At 64.0% G+C, this 22,084-nt stretch carries 23 protein-coding genes and 1 tRNA gene; 17 read left to right on the plus strand and 7 right to left on the minus strand.

What is annotated here, in order from left to right:
- The first annotated feature begins 1 nt into the window (after position 1).
- From BVU17_09900 to BVU17_09940, 9 genes are all read left to right on the plus strand, one after another.
- Complete coding sequence (locus BVU17_09900; GenBank protein AUG47813.1) at positions 2–1,684, plus strand: NADH dehydrogenase subunit D; 1,683 nt, start codon at positions 2–4, stop codon at positions 1,682–1,684.
- On the plus strand, positions 1,684–2,724 hold the full coding sequence (locus BVU17_09905; protein ID AUG47814.1) for an NADH dehydrogenase: 1,041 nt from the start codon (positions 1,684–1,686) through the stop codon (positions 2,722–2,724). Before BVU17_09900 ends, BVU17_09905 begins: the two co-directional genes overlap by 1 nt.
- A gap of 46 nt (positions 2,725–2,770) precedes the next feature.
- On the plus strand, positions 2,771–3,232 hold the full coding sequence (locus BVU17_09910) for a (4Fe-4S)-binding protein (GenBank protein ID AUG47815.1): 462 nt from the start codon (positions 2,771–2,773) through the stop codon (positions 3,230–3,232).
- Between the two features lie 281 nt (positions 3,233–3,513).
- Positions 3,514–3,783, plus strand: coding sequence for an NADH dehydrogenase (locus BVU17_09915; protein AUG47816.1), 270 nt, complete (start codon positions 3,514–3,516; stop codon positions 3,781–3,783).
- Positions 3,780–4,178: an NADH dehydrogenase gene (locus BVU17_09920; GenBank protein ID AUG47817.1), complete on the plus strand. Its 399-nt coding sequence runs from the start codon at positions 3,780–3,782 to the stop codon at positions 4,176–4,178. Before BVU17_09915 ends, BVU17_09920 begins: the two co-directional genes overlap by 4 nt.
- On the plus strand, positions 4,175–4,477 hold the full coding sequence (locus BVU17_09925; GenBank protein AUG47818.1) for an NADH-quinone oxidoreductase subunit K: 303 nt from the start codon (positions 4,175–4,177) through the stop codon (positions 4,475–4,477). Before BVU17_09920 ends, BVU17_09925 begins: the two co-directional genes overlap by 4 nt.
- A 3-nt stretch (positions 4,478–4,480) precedes the next feature.
- Positions 4,481–6,577, plus strand: a complete 2,097-nt coding sequence (locus tag BVU17_09930) for an NADH-quinone oxidoreductase subunit L (GenBank protein ID AUG47819.1) — start codon at positions 4,481–4,483, stop codon at positions 6,575–6,577.
- Positions 6,578–8,113 carry an oxidoreductase gene (locus BVU17_09935; GenBank protein AUG47820.1) on the plus strand — a complete coding sequence of 512 codons (1,536 nt, stop codon included), beginning with the start codon at positions 6,578–6,580 and terminating at the stop codon, positions 8,111–8,113.
- A complete protein-coding gene (locus BVU17_09940; GenBank protein AUG47821.1) occupies positions 8,114–9,664 on the plus strand; it encodes an oxidoreductase in 1,551 nt (516 codons plus the stop codon).
- A gap of 20 nt (positions 9,665–9,684) precedes the next feature.
- On the opposite strand, the gene BVU17_09945 is transcribed toward BVU17_09940, so the two are convergent.
- Complete coding sequence (locus BVU17_09945) at positions 9,685–10,632, minus strand: MBL fold hydrolase (protein AUG47822.1); 948 nt, start codon at positions 10,630–10,632, stop codon at positions 9,685–9,687.
- 148 nt (positions 10,633–10,780) lie between these two features.
- On the opposite strand from BVU17_09945, the gene BVU17_09950 reads away from it, so the two are divergent.
- From BVU17_09950 to BVU17_09970, 5 genes are all read left to right on the plus strand, one after another.
- Positions 10,781–11,050, plus strand: coding sequence for a hypothetical protein (locus tag BVU17_09950; protein AUG47823.1), 270 nt, complete (start codon positions 10,781–10,783; stop codon positions 11,048–11,050).
- 48 nt (positions 11,051–11,098) lie between these two features.
- Positions 11,099–11,173 (plus strand) — tRNA-Val (locus BVU17_09955).
- 182 nt (positions 11,174–11,355) lie between these two features.
- Entirely contained in the window at positions 11,356–12,105 is a 750-nt protein-coding gene (locus BVU17_09960; GenBank protein AUG47824.1) for a pirin, read from the plus strand.
- Between the two features lie 107 nt (positions 12,106–12,212).
- Entirely contained in the window at positions 12,213–12,773 is a 561-nt protein-coding gene (locus BVU17_09965; protein ID AUG47825.1) for a thioredoxin reductase, read from the plus strand.
- Positions 12,774–12,867: 94 nt separating this feature from the next.
- Complete coding sequence (locus BVU17_09970; GenBank protein AUG47826.1) at positions 12,868–13,281, plus strand: quinol oxidase; 414 nt, start codon at positions 12,868–12,870, stop codon at positions 13,279–13,281.
- Positions 13,282–13,301: 20 nt separating this feature from the next.
- Here the strand turns inward: BVU17_09970 and BVU17_09975 are convergent, their stop codons facing one another.
- The 4 genes from BVU17_09975 to BVU17_09990 all read right to left on the minus strand — a co-directional run bounded on the left by BVU17_09975 (position 13,302) and on the right by BVU17_09990 (position 16,093).
- Complete coding sequence (locus BVU17_09975; GenBank protein AUG47827.1) at positions 13,302–13,916, minus strand: TetR family transcriptional regulator; 615 nt, start codon at positions 13,914–13,916, stop codon at positions 13,302–13,304.
- Between the two features lie 103 nt (positions 13,917–14,019).
- On the minus strand, positions 14,020–14,367 hold the full coding sequence (locus tag BVU17_09980) for a hypothetical protein (GenBank protein ID AUG47828.1): 348 nt from the start codon (positions 14,365–14,367) through the stop codon (positions 14,020–14,022).
- 53 nt (positions 14,368–14,420) lie between these two features.
- The gene (locus BVU17_09985) at positions 14,421–14,798 is read right to left on the minus strand and encodes a hypothetical protein (protein ID AUG47829.1); all 378 of its coding nucleotides are present in this window, start codon (positions 14,796–14,798) and stop codon (positions 14,421–14,423) included.
- A gap of 53 nt (positions 14,799–14,851) precedes the next feature.
- The gene (locus BVU17_09990; GenBank protein AUG47830.1) at positions 14,852–16,093 is read right to left on the minus strand and encodes a hypothetical protein; all 1,242 of its coding nucleotides are present in this window, start codon (positions 16,091–16,093) and stop codon (positions 14,852–14,854) included.
- A gap of 107 nt (positions 16,094–16,200) precedes the next feature.
- Here BVU17_09990 and BVU17_09995 point away from each other — a divergent pair, with 107 nt between their 5' ends.
- Positions 16,201–16,659 (plus strand): hypothetical protein, encoded by a 459-nt coding sequence (locus BVU17_09995; GenBank protein ID AUG47831.1) that lies wholly within the window; start codon positions 16,201–16,203, stop codon positions 16,657–16,659.
- Positions 16,660–16,733: 74 nt separating this feature from the next.
- Here the strand turns inward: BVU17_09995 and BVU17_10000 are convergent, their stop codons facing one another.
- Positions 16,734–17,780 (minus strand): farnesyl-diphosphate farnesyltransferase, encoded by a 1,047-nt coding sequence (locus BVU17_10000; protein ID AUG48889.1) that lies wholly within the window; start codon positions 17,778–17,780, stop codon positions 16,734–16,736.
- Positions 17,781–17,958: 178 nt separating this feature from the next.
- Between BVU17_10000 and BVU17_10005 the strand changes: the two genes are divergently transcribed.
- Together BVU17_10005 and BVU17_10010 are read left to right on the plus strand one after the other, a co-directional pair.
- Positions 17,959–18,159 carry a hypothetical protein gene (locus BVU17_10005; protein AUG48890.1) on the plus strand — a complete coding sequence of 67 codons (201 nt, stop codon included), beginning with the start codon at positions 17,959–17,961 and terminating at the stop codon, positions 18,157–18,159.
- A 144-nt stretch (positions 18,160–18,303) separates the two neighbouring features.
- Positions 18,304–19,635: a glycoside hydrolase 68 family protein gene (locus tag BVU17_10010; GenBank protein AUG47832.1), complete on the plus strand. Its 1,332-nt coding sequence runs from the start codon at positions 18,304–18,306 to the stop codon at positions 19,633–19,635.
- A gap of 30 nt (positions 19,636–19,665) precedes the next feature.
- Here BVU17_10010 and BVU17_10015 read toward each other — a convergent pair whose 3' ends face one another.
- Entirely contained in the window at positions 19,666–21,777 is a 2,112-nt protein-coding gene (locus BVU17_10015) for a sucrose-6-phosphate hydrolase (protein ID AUG47833.1), read from the minus strand.
- Positions 21,778–22,084: the final 307 nt, after the last annotated feature.

Consider the following 22,084-nt stretch of genomic DNA (forward strand, 5'->3'; position numbering starts at 1 on the left):
CATGAGTTTAGAAAAACCATCACGCGATACGGCGCTCGATGTCGGCGTTACGGAGGACGGCCTCGATTACGACGCGCTCGCGGACTTGCTCGGGGGCCATGTCCTCGACCGCGAGGAGCACGTCAACGCCGAGGGGTTCGTCATCCGTCCCGACGAGGTCCAGGAAGTCCTCTCGACGCTGAAAGAGGAAGCTGGATTCGACCACTGCGCCTGTGTCACGGCACAGGAGTACGACGACCGGTACGAATCAATCTACCACCTGCGGAAGTACAACGACCCGACACAGGAACTGTCGATTGTCGTCCCGTCGCCGAAGGACGACCCGCACAACGAGTCGGCCGCTCGCGTCTACGACACCGCGGACTGGCACGAGCGGGAGGCCTATGACCTGGTCGGCATCGACTACGACGACCATCCAGACCTCCGGCGCATCCTGCTGCCTGAGACCTGGCAGGGCCATCCCCTGAGCCAAGACTACAATCAGGACCAGCCACAGATCGTCTCACTGCGCGAGCACGCGAACCCGTTGAAAGACGACAAGCGCAGCGAGGACGACCCGGACACGATGTTCGTCAACATCGGGCCGCACCACCCGGCGACTCACGGCGTGCTCCACGTCGAGACGGTGCTTGACGGCGAGCAGATCGCCGACCTCGAACCCGACATCGGCTACCTGCACCGCTGTGAGGAGCAGATGTGTCAGCAGGGCACCTACCGTCACCAGATCATGCCGTACCCGGACCGGTGGGACTACATTTCCGCTGGGATCCTCAACGAGTGGGCGTACGCGCGCGCCGCCGAAGACCTCGCGGATATCGAGGTCCCCGAGTACGCGCAGGTCATCCGGACGATGGCCGCAGAGATGTGCCGCATCGCCTCCCACGAACTCGCGCTGGCGACGTTCGCGCTGGACGTGTTCGGCGACTTCACCGCCGTCTTCCAGTACGGCATCCGCGACCGCGAAATCGTCCAGAACCTGCTCGAAGATCTGACCGGCCAGCGGCTGATGTTCAATTACCTCCGGCTGGGCGGGGTCGCCTGGGACCTGCCCGAGCCCCGCGAGGAGTACTTCGAGAAGATCCGCGACTTCCTCGATGACCTCCCGCACAAGCTCGAAGAAATCCACGACCTCGTCACCGGGAACGAGATTTTCCAGATGCGGTGTGTCGACACCGGCGTCCTCTCCCCGGAGCAGGTCAAGCAGTACGGCGCGACCGGCCCCGTGGCACGCGGCTCCGGCGTCGACTACGACATCCGGCGCGATGACCCGTACGGCTACTACGACGAACTCGACTGGAACGTCGTCACCGAGCAAGGCGGCGACAACTTCAGTCGCGTTCTCGTCCGCCTCCGCGAGGTCGAAGAGTCCGCCCGCATCATCGAGCAGTGTGTCGACCTGCTAGAGCAGTGGCCGGAAGACGACCGCGAGATTCAGGCCAACGTCCCGCGGACGCTCCGCCCGGACCCCGACAAGGAGATCTACCGCTCCGTCGAGGGTGCGAAGGGCGAACTCGGCATCTACATCCGCTCGGACGGGACGGACAAGCCGGCCCGGTTCAAGATCCGCAGCCCGTGCTTCTCGAACCTGCAGACGCTGCCGGAGATGTCCCAGGGCGAGTACATCCCTGACATGATCGCCTCGCTCGGGAGCCTCGACATCGTGCTCGGGGAGGTGGACCGGTAATGCAGTCGGCGCCGTTACCGGAAACGCTCGCGAACCTGCTGGGGCTGGATCCCAACAGCACGGCCGTGATGATCGTGCTGAGCCTCGTCGGGGCCGGACTCATCGGGACACTCATGATGACGAACACGGCGCTTGCCGGCCCGTGGGCGAAGCGAAAGATTACGGCCGCGTTCACTGACCGCATCGCCGTCGACCGCATCGGTCCGTACGGGCTGTTCATCATCGTGGCCGACGCCGTCCGGCTGCTGTCGAAGGAACTCATCGTTCCCGAAGGCGTCGACCGACCGGCGTGGGACCTCGCGCCGCTGATTATCGCCAGTACCGCGCTGCTTGGCTTCGCCGTGATTCCGATGGGGAACGGCATCCACCTCGCCGACCCCGAAGTCGGGCTGGCGTACGTGTTCGCCGTGGCCTCGACCACGTCGATCGGTCTCGTGATGGCCGGCTACGCATCGAACAACAAGTACTCGTTCCTCGGCGGGCTGCGCGCCGTCGCGCAGAACCTCGCCTACGAGATCCCGCTCATTCTGACGGGCGCGTCGGTCGTCATCTTCGCCGGCTCGCTCCAGATGAGCGAAATCGTCGCGGCCCAGCAGCAGTCGCTGATCGGCCCGCTGCCGTCGTGGTACGCGTTCGTGAACCCATTCGCGTTCGTGCTGTTCATGATCGCGAACCTCGCGGAGGTCGGCCGGAACCCGTTCGACATCCCGGAAGCGCCGACCGAGATTGTCGCCGGCTACCAGACCGAGTACTCCTCAGTGTACTTCGTCCTGATCTACCTCGGGGAGTTCATCCACATCTTCCTCGGTGGGGCGATCATCGCTACGATCTTCCTCGGTGGACCGGCCGGTCCGGTTCTCCCGGGCATCGTCTGGTTCCTCATCAAGATCTGGGGCGTCTTCCTGTTCACGCAGTGGGCCCGCTCGGCGGTGCCCCGCGTCCGGATCGACCAGCTCATCGAAATCGGCTGGAAGGGAATGCTGGTGCTCTCGCTGGCGAACCTGCTGCTGACTGCCGTTATTGTCGGGGTGACCGTCTGATGACGGCCACACGAACCGACCCGCGAGCGACCGGAGGTGACCTGTCATGATTGGAATCCTGAAATCAATGGCGACGACGATGAAACACGCCCTCGACGGGGAGACGTTCACGGTGGAGTACCCGGACGTCGCCCCCGAGGTGAGTCCCCGCTTCCGCGGCGTCCACAAGTGGAGCCAGGAGCGGTGTATCTGGTGTCGGCAGTGTGAGAACGTCTGCCCGAACAACACCATCCAGATCGTGATGGACGAGCAGCGCAACGGCGAGCAGTACAACCTCCACATCGGCCAGTGTATCTACTGCCGGCTGTGTGAGGAGGTCTGCCCGACTGACGCGATTCTGCTGACCCAGAACTTCGAGTTCACCGCGGACACGAAAGACGAGTTCGCCTACGACAAGGAGCAACTCAAGAACGTGCCGTGGTACAAGGATATCGACCCGCTGGAGTCCCGCGAACCCGACCGGGGCGCGTGGATCGGCGAGGGCGACGGCGAAGTGGATTACCAGTAATCCCTTTTGCGGCGGATTTTATCGGGCTTCTCTTAGGACAGGCGTCGCGGCTCCTTCGTCCGTACGTGCCGAGGTGACGTGCTGCTCAGCGAGGCTGGCTTTCCAGTAGTACTCCCAGAGTAGACTGTCTCAATCGCCCGAACCCATCTAGATACTGATGCGTATTCTCCAGAAGGACAGAAGTGCCCCGAAATATGGGGGCCATACCGGCAAACAGTGGCTCTACTGGCGAGACGAAAGAGGAATCTTCAAAGGGACGCCGCAAAGAGTCTCCAAGTAAGATGGCACTGGCAGAGTCAATTGCGTTCGCGCTGTTCGCTATCGTAACGGTGAGCAGCGCTGCGGGCGTCGTGTTAGTCCGGGACGTCTGGCACTCGGCGCTGTTACTGGGCGTTTCACTCGTCAGCGTCGCAGTGTTCTACGTAATGAACCAGGCGGCGTTCGTCGCAACGATGCAGATCCTGGTGTACGTCGGCGGCGTCCTCGTTCTCATCACCTTCGCGGTGATGCTGACCCGCGAGGACGAGTCGGTGATCGAGGTGACACCATGACCACAAAGCCCGAACTACAGACGGAGGGGAGTTTCGTCGCTGGACTGGCCGCAATCGCCCTGTTCGTCGTCCTCGGTGCAGTGTTCATGGGCGTCTCGTTTCCCGCGCCAGCGGGCTTTGGCGAGGGAGCAGCAATAACTAAGAGCCTCGGCGCGGCGATGTTCGACATCGCTCCGAGCGCGATTATGGGCGAGGGTGAGACGGCTGTTCCCGGTGAAGGGTTCCTCGTTGCCTTCGAGACTATCGACATCGTGCTGGTAGCCGCACTCGTTGGGGCCGTCATGCTTGCCCGACGAGAGGGTGCTGGCGAGTCAGTAACACTCGGTGTCGAAACCACGGATGACGACGACATGGCTGTTGCCGCTGACGGTGGCCCGGGGGGTGACGACTCGTGATTCCGGCTGAGACGTACCTCCTCCTGTCGGCGGCCATATTCTGTATCGGTCTGTTCGGCATCCTCACCCGACGGAACGCGCTCATCTTCCTGATGTCCGTCGAGTTGATGCTGAACGCTGCGAATATCAACCTCGTCGCGTTCTCGCTGCAACACGGGAACCTCACCGGCCAGGTGTTCACCCTGTTCACGATGGCACTCGCCGCCGCGGAGGTCGCCATCGGCATCGGTATCGTCCTGGTCCTGTACCGCAACTTCACAGACGTGGACGTGACGAAGGCGACGACGATGAGGTGGTAACAGATGGCTGCATTCACATACGCTCCGGCGATTGTCCTGCTGCCGTTCGTATCGTTCCTCGTCGCGCTGTTCGCCGGCGACCGCATGCCGAAAGGCGGCGCGTTAGCTGGCATCACCGCGACGGGCGGGTCGCTCCTGCTATCGATCTGGGTCGCGCTGACGGTGGCTGGCGGTGAGGTTCACAACGAGATACTGTACACGTGGACCGCAAGCGTCGAGTCGCTCCGGCTGAACTTCGGCCTGCTGCTCGACCCGCTGTCTGCGCTCATGCTGCTTATCGTCTGTCTCATATCCTTCCTCGTCCACATCTTCTCGCTCGGCTACATGAACGACGAGGGCGAGACCGGTCTCCCGCGCTATTACGCCGGGCTCGGCCTGTTCACGGCGAGCATGCTCGGGTTCGTCGTCGCCAACAATCTCCTGATGGCGTTCATGTTCTTCGAGCTGGTGGGCCTGTGTTCGTATCTGCTCATCGGCTTCTGGTTCCGTCAGGACGGCCCGCCGAGCGCCGCGAAGAAGGCGTTCCTCGTCACCCGCTTCGGTGACTACTTCTTCCTCATCGGCGTCGTCGGCATCTTCGCCACCTTTGGGACCGGCCTCTTCGCCCCCATTACGCAGGGCGGCGAAGTAGTTGCCGAGAGTTTCCCGATGCTAGCCGAACACGCTATCGTCGACGGCGAGGTCGAAGGTATCGCGATGCTGGAGACGGTCGGCATGGGACCACAGGCCTGGTTCACTGTGCTTGGCCTCCTCGTGCTGGGCGGTGTGGTCGGTAAGTCCGCGCAGTTCCCGCTGCACACGTGGCTGCCTGACGCGATGGAAGGTCCGACGCCGGTCTCGGCGCTGATTCACGCAGCGACGATGGTTGCAGCCGGTGTGTACCTCGTCGCACGGATGTACGGCTTCTACGCGCTCTCGCCGACGGCGCTGGCCGTCATCGCCCTTATCGGCGGCTTCACCGCACTGTTTGCGGCAACGATGGGCCTGGTCAAACAGGAAATCAAACAAGTACTCGCGTACTCCACCATCTCCCAGTACGGGTACATGATGCTCGCGCTGGGGTCGGGTGGCTACATCGCCGCTGTCTTCCACCTGACCACCCACGCCGTGTTCAAGGCGCTGCTCTTCCTCGGCGCGGGGTCGGTCATCATCGCCATGCACCACAACGAGAACATGTGGGACATGGGCGGTCTGAAAGACCGGATGCCAGTGACCTACTGGACGTTCCTCGCCGGCTCGCTCGCACTGGCCGGTATCGTTCCGTTCGCCGGCTTCTGGTCCAAGGACGAGGTGCTGTACGAGGCACTCATCCACGGCTTCGGTACTGAGGGCGGCCTCGGGACGGCCTACCTCGTCGCGTACGCGATGGGGCTGCTGGCCGTGTTCTTCACCGGCTTCTACACCTTCCGGATGGTGTACCTGACCTTCCACGGCGACGCCCGCTCGGACACTGCACGCGACCCCGAGCCCGTCCGCTGGAACGTCAAGGGCCCGCTGACGGTCCTTGGCATCCTCGCCACAACCATCGGGTTCATTAACATGGCCCCGGTCAAGAAGCTCACCGGCGCGGAAATCGACTTCCTCCACAAGTGGCTGACCGGGCCCGAAGAGGGCGGCTGGCCAGCCCTTCTCTCGACGGACCTACACCACTACGAGGAACTGCTCCACAATGTGCCCCACGTCGACCCAGCGTATCCGCTAGGTGGTGAGACCGGGACGCTGCTGGTTTCAGCAGCCCTCTCACTCGGGCTGGCACTCACCGGCGTGCTCGTTGCTCGGAGCCTCTATGCCGGTGCCGACCCGGTCGAGCATACGGACAAGCTTGGCGGTCTGAAGACGCTACTCATGCACAATTACTACCAGGACGAATATCAGGTGTGGCTCGCGACGGGTGTCACCTACCCGCTCGCCCGTGTGATGAACAAGTTCGACCAGGGTGTCGTCGACGGTGTCGTCAACGGCATCTCCAGCGTGAGCCTGTTCGGCGGCAGCCGCATCCGACGCATCCAGTCCGGCGTCGTCAGCAACTACGCGACGCTGCTGACGCTTGGACTCGTGCTCTTGCTTGCTGCCTTCGGCGTCATGGGAGGGTGGTTCTAGATGTGGGTCGCTGCGCTTCTGCTCGTGACCCTGCTGGGAACCGGTCTCGTGTTCCTCTCGCCTGACCGGTACGCCGGAAAGCTCGCCGCTGCCGTCAGTGCGGTGCCAGCGCTTGGCAGCCTCTACATGTACTGGGTGTACCTCACGCAGTACGGCGGCACGGGGAACGCCCTGCTGTCGCCCGCCGACATCGCATTCGGCCAGCAGATCCCGTGGATCACGCTGGGTGAACTGGAAGTGTCGTACTACGTTGGCCTCGACGGCATCAGCATGCCGCTGCTCGCGCTGACGACGGTCCTGACGACGCTCGCAATCGTCTCGGCGTGGACGCCCATCGACGAGCGCCAGTCCCAGTTCTACGGATTGATGCTGTTCATGGAAGTGAGCCTCATCGGCGTGTTCTCCGCGCTCGATTTCTTCCTCTGGTTCGTCTTCTGGGAGGGCGTCCTCATCCCGATGTACCTGCTCATCGGAGTCTGGGGCGGTCCGCGCCGGAAGTACGCCGCCATCAAGTTCTTCGTCTACACGAACGTGGCGTCGCTGATCATGTTCGCGGGCCTGTTCGCGCTCGTGTTCAGTACTGGTCTCACGTCGCTGTCTCTGCCCGCGATGGCTGAGGCGTTCCGCACCGCGAGCGGACTCCCGACCATCGCCGGCGTCAACCTGATGACCATCTCCTTCATCATGATGTTCTTCGGGTTCGCGGTGAAGGTGCCCGTCTTCCCGCTACACACGTGGCTCCCTGACGCTCACGTCGAGGCCCCGACACCGGTGTCGGTTATGCTGGCCGGGGTCCTCCTGAAGATGGGGACCTACGCACTGCTGCGGTTCAACTTCACGATGCTTGCGGACACAGCACGGGCGCTTGCGGTTCCGCTTGCAATCATCGGCGTCGTCAGCGTCATCTACGGCGCGATGCTCGCGCTGGCACAGCGCGACCTCAAGCGAATCGTCGCCTACTCATCGATTTCGTCGATGGGTTATGTCATCCTTGGGCTGGTCGCGTTCACGCCCTACGGCATGGGCGGGGCGACCTTCCAGATGATTGCCCACGGCCTCATCTCAGGGCTGATGTTCATGGCCGTCGGGGTCATCTACAACACGACCCACACGCGGATGGTCGGCGACATGTCCGGCCTCGCGGACAGGATGCCCTGGACGGTCGGCATCTTCGTCGCCGCCGCCTTCGGCTACATGGGCCTGCCGCTGATGGCCGGCTTCGCCGGGGAGTACTTCATCTTCCAGGGCTCGTTCAACGCGCCGACGCTCGGCGGAGCCGCGCCGGTGTTGACTTCGCTGGCGATGTTCGGCATCGTCATCGTCGCCGGCTACCTGCTGTGGGCCATGCAGCGCACGCTGTTCGGTGCCTTCAGCCTGGAGACCGACTACGAGGTCAGCCCGGCCGCGTTCCACGACGTCGCGCCGCTGGCCGTGTTGCTCCTGCTGGTCATCGCACTCGGTGTCGCGCCGGACCTCTCCTTTGCTATGATACAGGACTCGATATCACCGGTTCTCGAAATCGGAGGTGGTGCATAGATGGTCGCACTCCCTGACTGGATGGCGCTCGCCCCGGCACTCTCGCTGGCCTTCGCCTCCCTGGTGTTGCTGCTGTCGGACTCAGTCAACCCAGACACGACGAACACGGGGCTGCTGGCTGGTATCTCGGCGCTTGGATCACTGGTCTCCTTCGGCTTCGCCGGCTGGTTTATTACCGCCGGCACCGGGATGGCAAACGGCACCGGCGTCGCGCTGTTCAATGACCAGCTCGTCGTCGACCAGATGGCCCTGTTCTTCATGGCCATCGTCGGTAGCGTCACGACCCTAGTCGTGCTCGCGAGCTACGACTACGTCGCTGAGCACAGCTACCAGGCCGAGTTCTTCGCACTGGTTCTGCTGTCTGCGACCGGGATGAGTATCCTCAGTGCGGCCAACAGCCTGGCAACGGCCTTCGTCGCACTCGAGCTTGTGTCGCTGCCGTCCTACGCACTCGTCGCCTTCCTCAAGGAAAACAAGGGCAGCGTCGAGGCAGGACTGAAGTACTTCCTCATCGGCGCGGTGTCCTCGGCAGTGCTGGCCTACGGCATCTCGCTGGTGTACGCTGCGACGGGCGTGCTTCGATTCGACGGCGTCGCAACAGCTATTTCCAGTGGCACGATCCAGACCATATCCGAGGGGTCGATACAGGCCCAGTCCGGTGAGCCAGCCGTCCCGATGGCTATCCTCGGCGTCGGTATCCTGATGATCATCGGTGGCGTCGCGTTCAAGACCGCCTCCGTGCCGTTCCACTTCTGGGCACCAGAGGCGTACGAAGGCGCACCAGCACCGATCTCGGCGTTCCTCTCCTCGGCGTCGAAGGCCGCCGGTTTCGTGCTGGCGTTCCGTGTCTTCGCTGTCGCCTTCCCCATTGGCGACCTGCTCGCCGCTGGTGGAGCGATCAACTGGGTGATGGCGTTCCAGATCCTCGCCATCGCGACGATGTTCATCGGGAACTTCGCCGCCGCGACTCAGGAGACAGTCAAGCGGATGCTGGCCTACTCCAGCGTCGGCCACGCCGGCTACGTCCTCATCGGCCTCGCCGCCGTCTCTGGCTCCGGCGAGGGACTGAGCCTCAGCCTGAGCGCCGGGATGTCTCACCTGCTCGTCTACGGCTTCATGAACACGGGCGCGTTCCTGTTCATCGCGCTGGCCGAGTACTGGGGCGTCGGCCGACGCTTCGAGGACTACAACGGCCTCGGCAAGGAAGCGCCAGTCGCCTGCGCGGCGATGACGGTGTTCCTCTTTAGCCTCGCCGGCCTGCCTATCGGCGGCGGGTTCTTCTCGAAGTTCTACCTGTTCTCGGCGACCCTCAACGTGGGCGCGTGGTCGCTGGCCGCCGCGCTTATCATCAACAGCGCACTCAGCCTGTTCTACTACTCCCGCGTCGTCAAGGCGATGTGGATCGAAGAACCGAACGGCAGCCGGACCATCGAGTCCTATCCGATGGGACTGTACACCGCCGTGGTTGGTGCCGCGGTCGTGACTGTCCTGCTCGTCCCCGGCTTCAACCGCGTTTCTGAAATCGCGTTCCAGGCCGCGCAGTTGCTGTAAGCGCGGTTCGACGCGTCTTCTTACGCCGACTCGTAGACGAACACCCCGCCGCTCTCGCGTTTCTCGACGCGGCCAGTGACTTCGAGTACGTCCAAGTGACCGACAGCCTCGCTCATCCCGGCGAAGTACTCCGTAGCTGGGAGATCGCCGAACAGCGCCGTCATCACGTCGCTGGGCGTCGTCGCGCCGCCGGAGACGATGTCTGCGACCTCTGCGGTACGCTGGTCGTGTTCCGCGAGGATGTCATCGATGCGTTCCCGCGGTGATTCGACTGGCTCGCGATGGCCGGTGAGAAAGCGGTCGTGACCCTGCTCACGGAGCCACCGTAGCGAGTCGTTGAACGCCGGCAACACCCGCGGCCGCGTCCCGCTCTCGTCGGGCACCTGCAGGAACGGATTGGGCGTGATGTCGCCCAGCACGTTGTCGCCGACAATCGCTTCACGACGACCCTGCAAATCGTACGAGAAGATGATTTCGCCCGCGGAGTGGCCCTGCACGGTGTCGATGATTAGTTCTGTGTCGTCGACGGTGACGGTGTCACCGGCTGTGAGCGCGCGGTCGGTGTCGACACTCTGGGCATATGGCAGGAAGGCTTCCGGTAACTGTGTGACCGTTTCGGCAGTCTCGCGTGAGACACCGCACCGCTCGAAGAAATCCGCAAAGTAGGACTGTTCGGTGTGTAGTTGCGCCGCGAAATCACGCATGATCGCTGCCCCCGGTTCGCTGGCGAGGACACGCGCCCCCCGCTCAGCGAACCGGTTTGCCATACCGAAATGGTCCGGGTGCGGATGTGTGACTAGCACCTGCTCGATGTCGGCCGGTGACAGCTCGCGCGCTTCGAGCGCCTCGATCAGACGCGACCACGCTTCCTCACTGTCGGGTCCCGGATCAACAATCGTTCGACGCGCGATGTATGCATTGACTGGCCCGACCTGAAACGGCGTCGGAATCGACACCCGTGTGAACATATCGCCTCGTTGCAGGTGGCGGCGCAAAACAGTTCGTACCCGCACGACACGTTTACTATCGTGGGCGCTCGCTGTCCCCCGGTTAGCCGTAGTTCTGCACTGTTTTCCGGGCACAAGAGATATATTCGTCCTTCGCGTAGGGACAGATATGAACAAGCACTTCGAAGACGCACGGTACTACCTGAAACGCGCCGGGGAGACCGCTACCAAAGGCGTCAAAGAAGAACTCGAACCGGTCGAGGAGCGGTTCCGCGAACTCACCGGGAAGGAGGAAGAGCCCGAACCCAGCCGACTGGAGGCGGTCAAAGCGGACCTGAAGGAGCTACAGGAGAAAGCCGAAGGTGAGGCCGAGGACGCCATCGCCGACGCCCGCAAGAAAATCGGCGAGTATCGCGGTGCCGAAGAGACCGAAGCGTAGTCGGAAAGCAATTCTTAAGGGATGCGCTCGAATAGAGTTGAGTGCGTCGGGTTGGTGATCTAGTTCGGTTATGATACCTCCTTCACACGGAGGAAGTCGGCGGTTCGAATCCGCCCCAACCCATCCGTTCGCTTCACACTTTTGACCGAGACCAGTCCTCTCGAAGCAGGTCCTGCCACAGCGACGTCCACGTGAATCCCGACCTGCCGCCGCACAGACTGTCGGATATCCGCCGGCGATAGTAACTCACACGGACGAGCGGAGCGTACCCGACCGCTTTTACCGCTCGGTAAACTATAGAGGGTATGACCAGCAGCGAGTCCCACGCGTCGGCCGACGGCCCCGTCGCCGGGGAGACGGTCCGCCACGGGACGGGCGTGAACTCGAACCGCGCGTTCCCGACGGAGGGGTATCCGCACAACCTCGACCCGTTCGTCCTGTTCGAGCAGTTCTACATCGACCCCGACGAGGGGTTCCCGATGCACCCACACCGCGGCTTCGAAATCGTCTCGTACATGATTGAGGGCGGCATGGAACACGAGGACTCCCTCGGGGTCACGAACACCGCCTACGAGAACGACGCGATGCGAATCACCACTGGCAGTGGGATACGCCACTCCGAGTTCCCCGCCGACGGGCGGGCCTGTACGGGCCTCCAGCTCTGGGTGAACCTGCCGTGGGCGCAGAAGGTGGTCGACCCGGACTACGTCGACGCGAGGGCCGAGGAGCTGCCGACGGCCCAGCGGGACGGCGCGACGGTCACGACGGTCGTCGGCGACGGCTCGCCTATCGGCCTCCAGACGCCGATGGAGTACCTGGACGTGACCGTCGCCGGCGCGTGGACGTGGTCGGTGCCCGACGAGTGGGCCGGGTTCGTCTACGGCGTCGACGGCAGCGGGACGGTCGAGGGACGGCCCCTCGCCGCCGGTGACATCCTGCCGGTCACTGACGCGCGGTCGGTGACGCTGCGGAGCGACGAGTCGCTCCGGGCCGTCGCCGTCTCGGGCCGCCCGCACGGGGAGCCGATTCGACAGCGTGGTCCGTTCGTCCTGTGAGAGCCGCCGTGGTGACTCGCTGACGGCCGAGAGCGGGTGTCCGTTCGAGGCTGGACACGTTTTACCAAATGGTAAGACTCTTTTGCGGGCGACCCCTGCCGTGACATATGGCAGATGTTGCAGTTGTCGGCGGTGGTCCCGCCGGTCTGAGTGCGGCACAGTACGCTGCGAAAAACGACCTCGAAACGATCGCCTTCGATACGGACGAGTCGTGGATGCACAAAGCGCACCTGTTCAATTACCCCGCCGTCCGGTCCATTAGCGGCGAGGAGTTCCTCACCATCGCCCGCGGGCAGGCCCGCGACCGAGGTGCGACGCTCCACGAGACGGAGGTCACCGGCATCGGGCAGACCGACGACGGGTTCGTCCTGACGACGGACGAGGACGAGTACACCGCGGAGTACGTTGTCCTGGCGACCGGCGGCGACCGGAGCCTCGCCGAGGACCTCGGCTGTGCGTTCACCGACGAGGACGTCGTCGACGTGACTGTCGACATGGAAACGTCCGTCGAGAACGTCTACGCGACCGGTGCGATGGGCCGAGCGGAGAAGTGGCAAGCGGTCATCGCAGCCGGTGACGGCGCGGCCGCCGTCCTCGACATTCTCTCGAAAGAGAAAGGCGAGTACTACCACGACTTCGACATGCCGTCAGACGTGCCGGAACTCTAATGATGCAGTCAGATTCGGCTCCCACAATGAATGCCGCTACTATCCCAAATCGCACTGTTGGAAACGCTCGCGTGCCGTCGGTGGTGAGCGCCTGATGACACCCGAACTCAACGTCGTGTTGCTCGTTGTCGGTCGTGTCCTCTTCGGCGGCGTCCTCGCCTTTACTGGCCTGAGTCACTTCACGCAGACCGAACAGATGGCCGGTTACGCCGAGTACAAGGGGCTCCCAGCGCCGCGACTCTCCGTCCTCGCGTCAGGTGGGCTCCTCATCCTCGGTGGGCTCGGTGTAACCGTGGGCGTCTTCCCAGTCGTCGCGGCGGTCTGTCTCGCCGCGTTCCTCATCGTCTCGGCGGTCGCGATGCACGACTTCTGGGCCGTGCCCGACGAGGACCGACAGGACGAACTGAACAGTTTCCTGAAGAACGTGACACTCGCGGGCGGGGCACTCGTCGTCGCCGCGTCAGCAACTGGTACATGGGCGCTCAGCGTCGGCATCAGCCCCCTCTGACGCTGGCTGTTCGGCCCAATCTACTGAGACGGGTACAGTGAGTCGAGAATGAAGTCGTTGACGGCCCGCTTGGCTTCGTCGGGTGCGTCCTCGTGGCCGAGCGCGATCCGTCGGCCGCGGGCCGCGTGAATCACGTCCGTGATGAGCTGGCCCATCAAGTCAGCATCGACATCGCGAAACGCGCCCTGCTCAACTCCGTCTTCGATGACAGTCGAGATGCTTTCTCGAAGGCGGTCGTAGTGCTCGTTGAACAGCGCTCGGTGCTCCGCGTCGTTTTGCGCGTAGGCGTACAGTTCGTGGTACACCTTCATCCGGTCCCAGTGCGAGAAGTCCTCGAACTCCGGACCGAACAGACATCGATCGATGCGGACATCAAGCTCCGTCCGGGGGTCGGTTTCGTCGTCAACCTCGACGCTGCCCTCGTACTGGTCGATAATATACTCCAAAAACGACGAAATCAGGTCGTACTTGCCGTCGAAATGGTAGTGGATCACCTGTCGGGACATCTCCATTTCCTCGCCGATATCCCGGACCCGCAAGTCCTTGTAGCCGTGCTTGCTCAGCGCCCGAAAGGTTGCCTCCATGATGACCTCTCGGGTGTCCTGTGGCGTGCTCTGCCCGTCCGATTCGCTCATGCCCTGTTTTATCGTGGTAGGCACATATCGGTTTCTCCATCCGGCGGGATTGCTGAGCCAGCGTCAGACCGACGCGTGCTCCACCGGGAGTGTCCGCCGCTGCTCACGCACGTTCGACGAACCGAGCGTCGGCGGAGGTGTGGCCCCGGTTGAACGACAGCACCTTCGCCCGGATCACGTCCCCAGCAGACACCGACGACGGCACGTCCTCCGTGAACAGGACGAATCCCTCGACTTTCCCGACGGCGACGCGGTCGCCGGAGTGGTGGTCGCTGAATTCGCTGATGCCAAACTCGTAGGTCTCACCGATCTCTACAGGTGGTTCTCGTTCCTTTGCGGCCTCGTGAGCGCGTTTCGATGCGCTGCTCTCTGAGCGACGGGTGATCGCGAACGCCAGCACGAGGCCCACAGCGAGGGCCACCCCGCCGGCGACGAGCCAGGTCGGTTCCATGCCAAGCGTTGCAGGACGGACGGATTAATACCTTTCAGACTCCGGCGACAGCGTTACAGTCCGAGACGGTCCAGGATTCCGCCGCTGGAATCCGAGTCCCCGCTCCCTGAGTCCCACTCTGTTGGTAGCTCTGCCGCGAGCGAGGCGACCTCGTCGTCGCTGAATCGTGGGTCCGCCGTCGCGTCGTCGAGCCAGTCCGCCCACTCCTCAGCCGTCATCTGCCCCTGTGAATCGACCTCCCACTGGTCGACCAGCGCCTCCCGGTCACGGAACGGGATGTCCATGCCGCTGTCGCCCCAGTATAGCGGGGAGAGCGCGAACTCGTGGGTATCGTCCTCCAGCCAGACGAGCCGGTAGGGGTAGTCATTGTAGCAGAACACGTCGTCCGCCGAGACGACGTCGCCGTTGGGGAGCTCCAGGGTCCGGGCCATCACGCACACATAGGAGCTACCGACGTTTCAGCGTTGTGCGCGAACCAACACCGCTACGTGATCGGGTCGCACAGCGCCCACTCGTCCGCCTCTGGGTCGAGGTTCGATGGTTCCGCGCCGCGGGCTGTCACGATGCCAGCGTGGTAGTACATCGCCTTCAGTTGGAACACGGTGGGTGAGTGATAGACGCTGCCGTCGGTCAGCTCTGCGCGGCGGAGGTCCCCGTCGCCGGTCAGCACCCGCTGGCGGACCGCCTCGTCGCCGCGGAGGAACAGTTCGACGGTGAACTCCGGGTGGAGCGCGTGGAGGTACTCGACGAACTCGACGAGCGTCGGGGCCTCGTAACCATCTCGATGGCAGGCATAGAGCCCGTCAACCAGGAGTTCCGTGGCGGGGTAGTCGGAGACGACGCGGCGAACAAGCTGCCCCCACTGTGGGGCGATATCGATGAAGCGCCGGCGGGACCGCTGCCAGTCCTCGAACCGCTGCAGAGCGGCGTCGAGGTCGCCGACCGTCCGGAGCGCGAACCTGACCACCTCCCGCCCCAGCGGTGTCAGCGTGGGTGTGCCCTGACCGGTCTCGATCAGATTCAGAAACGCCGCTCCGGCGATAGCCCCGTCGACGGCACCGACGACGTGGGACGCAAGCAGGTCCCGTGCGTCATCGTCGTGGTAGACCGTCAACGGCACCGCGATGTAGTTCTTCGGATGGTTGAGTCCGAAGTTCTGATCGGCGACACCCTGGGCACTGGCCTGAAACCGGACCGCCGAAGCGGCATCCATCGACCCGTGGCCGACCACGCGTGGCCGTTCCAGAACCGCGACTGAGCCGCCGGATTTGACGCCCAGCACACCGACGTTTAGCTCGCGGGCCATCGTCCGGGCGGCGGTTGAGATACCGCTCTGAGGCGCAGCCAAGAAGGCCACGTTGGCCTCGTTGAGCCGGTCGTGTGCCTGCACAACCCCGCGCTCGGTGTCGATGGCACCGTCACCGGTGTAGCCCTTCGCCTCGACGGCGATGAGCGGCGGCCGGTCACCGAGTCGGTCGACGGACAGCAGGTCCGTCGAGAGCGTCTGTACGCCAACGAGGTCGGGATAGCCGGTCCCGACCCGGACGTGGTTGAACGGCGCGAGCGTCGCCTGTACGGACGCCTCGATAGGTGTGTCGTCCAGCCAACGCTGCTGTGCGAACTGCGTGTCCGCGACGACGTAGGCGTCCTCGCGGTCGGTAAATAGCCTCTCTTTCGTCCGGGCGAGTACCTGTGGCTCGGAGAGTCCCGACGCCGCTGTGGCCATAGACGGCGTTCGCACAGGGCGGACATGAGTGTTCTGTCCCCGTTCGAAGCCCCTGTTCTGGGTCTCACCGGCAGTACTGTTATTATCTGATACGATAAGGGGATGATATGACTGTCCCACTTCCAGACAGCGTACAGGACCGGTTCTGGGCGCGGCATTCGAATCCCAAGAGCGGCTGGTCGCGTGTGCCGACCGGCGCTGTCATCGTGTACGCCGTGTATCAGCGGGACTGGCGGCTCCTGGCTGCGGCCTTCCTGTGGACGCTGGTCAACCCAGTCCTATTCGCGCCGCCCGAGACTGAGGACGCCTGGATGACCCGTGCTGTGCTGGCAGAGCGGTGGTGGCTCAGGGAGCAGGACAGCGGAACGATGGGCCTCGATTATCCGAACGCCTGTAACACTGCCGGCGCGCTGGCGTCGATTATCGCCCTGTACGCTGCCTGGCGTCGTCGGCCGGTCAGCGCTGCAGTCGCAACGGTTGCGATGGGGGGATTGAAGCTCTGGTGGCTCCGCGAACTCGTCCAGAAGTACGACGCGCGTGAGGGAGAGACCAACGGACATAGGTAGGGTAGTGGCTGCCTGTTCGCGTCCGACAGGGGCCTGCGGATGCGACCGCAAAAGAGGAATGTCTCTGTTGGTCGTCAGTACTGGTGGAGCGGCTGCTGGCGGATCTTGGCTCGCAACTCCCCAATAGAGGGATCGCCGTCGCCGCCGAACTGCTGTGTCACCGAGTGGACCTCCTCGCGGGAGATCTTGACGTTGCCCTGCTCGATAACGTCGGCAGGTCGCTCACGGAGCTCACGAATCGTGCCGACCGCGAGCAGGAACGGAATGGCCCACGCAGAGAGCGTGTTGCCGCGGGTTTCGGGCATGGCCTCGAGCCACGCCTGTGCGTCGTCGAGGTAGCCCTCCGCTCGCTCGGTTACCTGCTCGATGACGGGGACCAGCGAGTCGACGTTGTCCGTGTTGCTCACGTCGCTGTGATCGAGTCCTTGCTCGTGGAGCAACTCCAGCGGGAGGTAGACGTTGTTCTCCTCTTCCATGTCCGTCGCGGCGTCCTTGGCGACGTTGACGAGCTGGAGTAGCAGGGCGAACGACCGGGCGTTTTCCTCCATCTGGGCGATCTGCTCGTCGGTGGCTTCGTGGGAAACCAGTCCGGTCACCAGCGTGCCGACGGTGCCCGCGGCGTACCAGCAGTACTCTTCGAGTTCGTCGAGCGTCTTGATTCGAAGCCCGCCGGCCTCGGCGTAGCGGTCGACGAACATCGCCATCCCATCGACGAGTTCCCGGACCGGCCCGCGGATCGTCCGCGTGGAGTGGTCGTCGAGCGTGTGAAACACGTCGACGATGCGGCCCGCGTTCTCGACGACTTCCCAGTCGGCGTTCGTCGTCGTGGGGATCCACTCTTCGACAGCGTCGTGGAACGACGACACGGTCGTCCCGCTCGATGGTTCGAGCGAGCGGCTGTACGTCTGCAGGAGTTCAGTCTGTACCGCTGGAGGGAGATGACCGGCGTCCTCGATAGTGTCAGCCACACGACAGAGGAGGTAGCCCAGACAGATGTCCCGGGCCATCGGTTCGTTGAGTTCCGAAATTGTGAGACTAAACGTCCGCGACACACGATGGACGGCATCGTAGCACCACTCGATGTCTTCCGAAGACGACCGGTCTGTGTGGTTCTGAGACATTCCCGACATCCGGGGTAGGGCATACGATGATAAAAATGGGACGGCTACGGTGTCAGTCTCGACCCGGTCACGGGTCGGTGTTCCGACAGACTCAGGAGTGTCCGAGCCTAACTCGACGTATGAACGGCACAGCAACGTGGGGGCTGCGACCGTGAACAATCGGGATACAGCAGTGTTGGTGCTGACGGTCGTTGCTGCGATTATCCTCCCGGGACTCGCAAACTGGGGCTTCAGCACACTTGGCTACCCCTGGGTCGGGAGCGCTGTCTGGGCGCTGGGGTACGGCCTCGGCGTCGTCTTCATCTGGTACGAGTGGGTCCGGCCGCTCGATATCACCGGCCCAGAGGGCGTTAGCGGGAGTGAGGACTCAAGCGAGTGACGTGCTGTTCGGCTCCCTGACTACACACTAGCAGTTTTTTTCGCCATGTCTGCTCCCGGAAACACACGTATTGGAAAATTCTCATACAACACCCGTGGTACCCGCCTGACAACATTTATAGCCGTGGTCGGCCCAACGTGAGGTATGACAAACGAGGCACTCGGCGAGAGCCGTCCCGGAACGAGGGGACGCGCCGGGTGGACACGCGAGCAGGCGAGTCGGATCGCGCGCACCGACGACACCGTTGCCCCCATCGTCTATCCGCCGGAAACCGAACAGATTCCCGAGGTTCATATCTGGGACACCTGGTTCCTCCGCAACCGCGACGGCACGCTGGCGACAGTCGACGGCTACCGGGTCTGTTTTTCCCTGACGGCTCCGTCCGACTTGCTACCCGGCAAGCGCCACGACGTGGCGACCATCCGCTGTTTCTACTCTGACGACGGTCGCAACTGGCACAACGCTGGCCCGGTGTTCGAGGACGCACTGGGGCAGCGCCAGTGGGCCGGGTCCGCCCTGTATGACGACGACGGCAGCGTCTATCTGTTCTACACTGCGGCCGGCGAGGAGAGGGCCGAAGACCTGACATACACCCAGCGTATTGTCGGTGCAGGTGGCGGCAGCATCGACACGACAGACGGGTTCGAACTCTCGGGTCCGTGGACCCACCACGAACTGCTACAGCCCGACGGCGAACGCTACGAGCGCGAAGACCAGTCCCGCGGGATGATATACACCTTCCGCGACCCGTGGTTCTTCGAGGACCCGGAGACGGGCGAGACGTGGCTCCTGTTCGAAGCAAACACGCCGGTTCTGGAGGGGAGCGACATCTGTGGTGGCGACGACGCGTTACAGGAGTTCAACGGAAGCGTGGGCATCGCTCGCTCGCCGACCGGCGACCCGCTGGCGTGGGGGCTTGAAGACCCACTGCTGGACGCTGTGGGCGTCAATCAGGAACTCGAACGGCCACACATCGTGTATCAGGACGGCCTGTACTACCTGTTTATCTCCAGCCACCTCCACACCTTCGCGCCGGGCCTCGAAGGGTTCGACGCGCTGTACGGCTTCGTCGCTGAGGAGCTACGGGGCGAGTACGTCCCGCTGAACGAGTCGGGGCTCGTCGCCACGAACCCCGAAAACGCGCCGTTCCAGTCCTACTCGTGGATGGCGTTTCCCCACGACGGCGAGGTGCTTGTCCAGAGCTTCTTCAACTACTACGACTTCGACGGCGAGACGCTGGACGAAATCGCCCATCTGTCCGAATCCGAGCAGATGCGCCGGTTCGGCGGCTCGCTCGGCCCGACGCTCCGGCTCGATGTCGAGGGGAGCCGAACGCGCATCATCGGAACGCTCGGGCACTGGCACATCCCGCTGGACGGCGAGGGACTGCCGCCGACAGACCGGGAACTGATTCGGCGCGGGCAACGGGCCGACGCCGGCACCGGGAGCTACGGCGCGCGGACGGGGTCAGAGTAACCGACACAGCGGCGTTTTCGCGGATACCGCTTACCAGACAGAGTCCAGTTCCCAGACGTCCAGCGACGCGACGGTCGCGCGCCCGCCCTCGGCAGACAGCGAGATACCGGTCGCGTCCTCGCGGGTCGGGTACACGCGGCTGGTCAGGCAGTGCCGTTCGTTAGCGAACACTTCGACGACAGAGCCGTCGACGAAGACGCGCAGCGACAGCGGCGCGTCGTAGGGCTGGACTCGCATCGACTGTGTGTCGCCGGTCGCTTGAGGGTCGGTGCTCGAGGCCGACCGGTCGACGGCGATCTCGCTCTCGTAGGTGTACCGGATTGGCGTCCGCTCCTCGCCGTCCGGCGATTCGAGGACGGACAGCTCGACGGCTTCGGCGTCCTCCAGACGGACCGTGGCGCGAAGCTCGAACGACCGGCTCTCGACCGGCAACTCCTTGCTATCATCGTCGCCGAGCCGCACCACGTCGTAGCCGGTGTGCTCGCCCCGTAGCTCGGTGAGTTCCGGGGCCGGCCGCTGGCAGAGGCCGCCGTCGTCGGCCAGGGACAGCTCCCGGGGCAGCGACATCGCGCCCGACCAGCCGGCGTCCCACTGCCCGCTCACGTCCCGGGCCTCGGGGAGCCACCCCCAGGTCAGGATGCGACCGTCGTCGGTCCACATCGACTGCGGCGCGTAGAAGTCGCCGTGGTCGAGCTTGTCCCGGCGGTCGACCTCGAACTCGCCGTCCGCGTAGGTGCCCAGGAAGTACACCACGTCCTCGTAGTTCGAGATGTGCAGGAGCTGGCGGTCGCCGAAATCCAGCAGTTCCGGGCACTCCCAGACGGTGCCGGCGGTGTCGCGGTCGCCGGTGAGGATCGGGCCCTGATACTCCCAGTCCCGGAGGTCAGCGGACTCGTACAGCAGGGCCGCGCCGCCGCCGCCCTCCATGCCGGCCCCGATGAGCTGATACCAGGTCCCGTCCTCGCGCCAGACGCAGTGGTCCCGGAACTCCCCTTCCCAGTGCTCGGTGCGGAGCACCTCCGGCTCGGCCGGCAACTCCTCGATGATGGGGTTGTCCGGGTCCTTGTCCCAGGCCGTGAGGTCGTCGTCCGCGGCGGTGGCGATACAGGGGAGCTGGCGCTTGTCCCGACCGCCGGTGTACAGCACGGTCGGGACGCCGCCGTCGTCGACCGCACAGCCCGACCAGCAGCCGTCCCGGTCAGGCCCGTCGGGCGAGGGCGTGAGCGCGACCGGACGGTCCTCCCAGTGGACGAGGTCGTCGCTGACCGCGTGGCCCCAGTGGATGGTGTTGTGGAACGGGCCGACGGGGTTGTACTGGTAGAACAGGTGGTAGCGACCGTTCCAGTGGATGAGGCCGTTCGGGTCGTTGAGCCAGTTCGCGGGCGGGGTGACGTGATAGGACGGCCGGCACGGGTCGTCGTCGAGGCGCTTGCGTAACTGCCCAAACGTGTCGGCATCCTTCGGACGGCCAGTCAGCGGATGCCGGTCGTCGGTCGCCAGAAATCTCAGCGCGTTCTCGATGAGCGTCTCGCGGTTGCCCCGACACACGTCGTGGGTCGGCTGGGCGAACGCCACCGAAGAGCCCACCCCGAGCACCTGCCCGTCGCCGGGCTCCCAAGAGATGGCCGCCATCTGTTTGACCACGTCGGTGTCGCCCCGGACCGTGCTGGCGAGGACGTCCCCGGACTGTGGCGCGATGGACTCGTATCGCGCGTACGGAATCGTCACGCCCGGGCCGCGGGTGTGGACGCGCAGGGTGTCGTAGTCCGCGTGGATCGGGTGGTCGGCATACAGGGCCTGCCAGAGGTGGCCGGTCGGCTCGGGGATCTCCTCCCAGCCGGTCGCATCTGGCGCAACCGCCTCGAATCCCAGTGGTTCGACGGCCGAGAGCGCGCTCAGCGTCAGCAGGAGCGAGCCGCCGTCGCGGACGTACGCGGCTAGCGCTGGCGCGTCCGCAAGGGCTCGCCCGTCGAACAGTTCGTCCCGGTGCCACCAGAGGACATCGTACTCGGTGGGTTCGACAGAGGAGAGTGCGCACCGCTCGGCATCGTCGAGTGTCTCCTGACACCAGTCGTAGGCCGACGCCTGCTCGTCCGTACAGGTGTCGGCGTAGAGACAGCCGATGCGTGGCGAATCTGCCATTGCCCGTTATCCCTGCCTGAAATATAAAAACATTCGGCAATCGTTTTTGAGTGAATGTGCACGATATTGTGTATTGCGGCGTTGCTGTGGGCAGCACCCATCCGGCAGCCCACTGGCTGCCTACAGCGTAGCCTCACCCCGCTCAGCGACAGTGTACAGAGACAGTCAGGGAGGGCTAACAGCCAGAGCAGTAGCTGACAGCGGACTATCGATGAAAAAGCGAGCAGAGCCGGTCAGTGGACGCGAGCGTTGCGGGCCTCGGCCTTCCAGTCGATGACGGTCTCATGACAACTGGGACAGACGAACT

It is taken from the genome of Haloarcula taiwanensis, from assembly GCA_002844335.1.
In the GTDB taxonomy this organism is placed as follows: Archaea; Halobacteriota; Halobacteria; order Halobacteriales; family Haloarculaceae; genus Haloarcula; species Haloarcula taiwanensis.

Coding starts and splice junctions, on each gene's coding strand:
- BVU17_09900 (AUG47813.1), top strand. CDS start 2: ATGAGTTTAGAAAAACCATCACGCGATACGGCGCTCGATGTCGGCGTT.
- BVU17_09905 (AUG47814.1), top strand. CDS start 1,684: ATGCAGTCGGCGCCGTTACCGGAAACGCTCGCGAACCTGCTGGGGCTG.
- BVU17_09910 (AUG47815.1), top strand. CDS start 2,771: ATGATTGGAATCCTGAAATCAATGGCGACGACGATGAAACACGCCCTC.
- BVU17_09915 (AUG47816.1), top strand. CDS start 3,514: ATGGCACTGGCAGAGTCAATTGCGTTCGCGCTGTTCGCTATCGTAACG.
- BVU17_09920 (AUG47817.1), top strand. CDS start 3,780: ATGACCACAAAGCCCGAACTACAGACGGAGGGGAGTTTCGTCGCTGGA.
- BVU17_09930 (AUG47819.1), top strand. CDS start 4,481: ATGGCTGCATTCACATACGCTCCGGCGATTGTCCTGCTGCCGTTCGTA.
- BVU17_09935 (AUG47820.1), top strand. CDS start 6,578: ATGTGGGTCGCTGCGCTTCTGCTCGTGACCCTGCTGGGAACCGGTCTC.
- BVU17_09940 (AUG47821.1), top strand. CDS start 8,114: ATGGTCGCACTCCCTGACTGGATGGCGCTCGCCCCGGCACTCTCGCTG.
- BVU17_09945 (AUG47822.1), bottom strand. CDS start 10,632: ATGTTCACACGGGTGTCGATTCCGACGCCGTTTCAGGTCGGGCCAGTC.
- BVU17_09950 (AUG47823.1), top strand. CDS start 10,781: ATGAACAAGCACTTCGAAGACGCACGGTACTACCTGAAACGCGCCGGG.
- BVU17_09960 (AUG47824.1), top strand. CDS start 11,356: ATGACCAGCAGCGAGTCCCACGCGTCGGCCGACGGCCCCGTCGCCGGG.
- BVU17_09965 (AUG47825.1), top strand. CDS start 12,213: ATGGCAGATGTTGCAGTTGTCGGCGGTGGTCCCGCCGGTCTGAGTGCG.
- BVU17_09970 (AUG47826.1), top strand. CDS start 12,868: ATGACACCCGAACTCAACGTCGTGTTGCTCGTTGTCGGTCGTGTCCTC.
- BVU17_09975 (AUG47827.1), bottom strand. CDS start 13,916: ATGAGCGAATCGGACGGGCAGAGCACGCCACAGGACACCCGAGAGGTC.
- BVU17_09980 (AUG47828.1), bottom strand. CDS start 14,367: ATGGAACCGACCTGGCTCGTCGCCGGCGGGGTGGCCCTCGCTGTGGGC.
- BVU17_09985 (AUG47829.1), bottom strand. CDS start 14,798: ATGGCCCGGACCCTGGAGCTCCCCAACGGCGACGTCGTCTCGGCGGAC.
- BVU17_09990 (AUG47830.1), bottom strand. CDS start 16,093: ATGGCCACAGCGGCGTCGGGACTCTCCGAGCCACAGGTACTCGCCCGG.
- BVU17_09995 (AUG47831.1), top strand. CDS start 16,201: ATGACTGTCCCACTTCCAGACAGCGTACAGGACCGGTTCTGGGCGCGG.
- BVU17_10000 (AUG48889.1), bottom strand. CDS start 17,780: ATGTCTCAGAACCACACAGACCGGTCGTCTTCGGAAGACATCGAGTGG.
- BVU17_10010 (AUG47832.1), top strand. CDS start 18,304: ATGACAAACGAGGCACTCGGCGAGAGCCGTCCCGGAACGAGGGGACGC.
- BVU17_10015 (AUG47833.1), bottom strand. CDS start 21,777: ATGGCAGATTCGCCACGCATCGGCTGTCTCTACGCCGACACCTGTACG.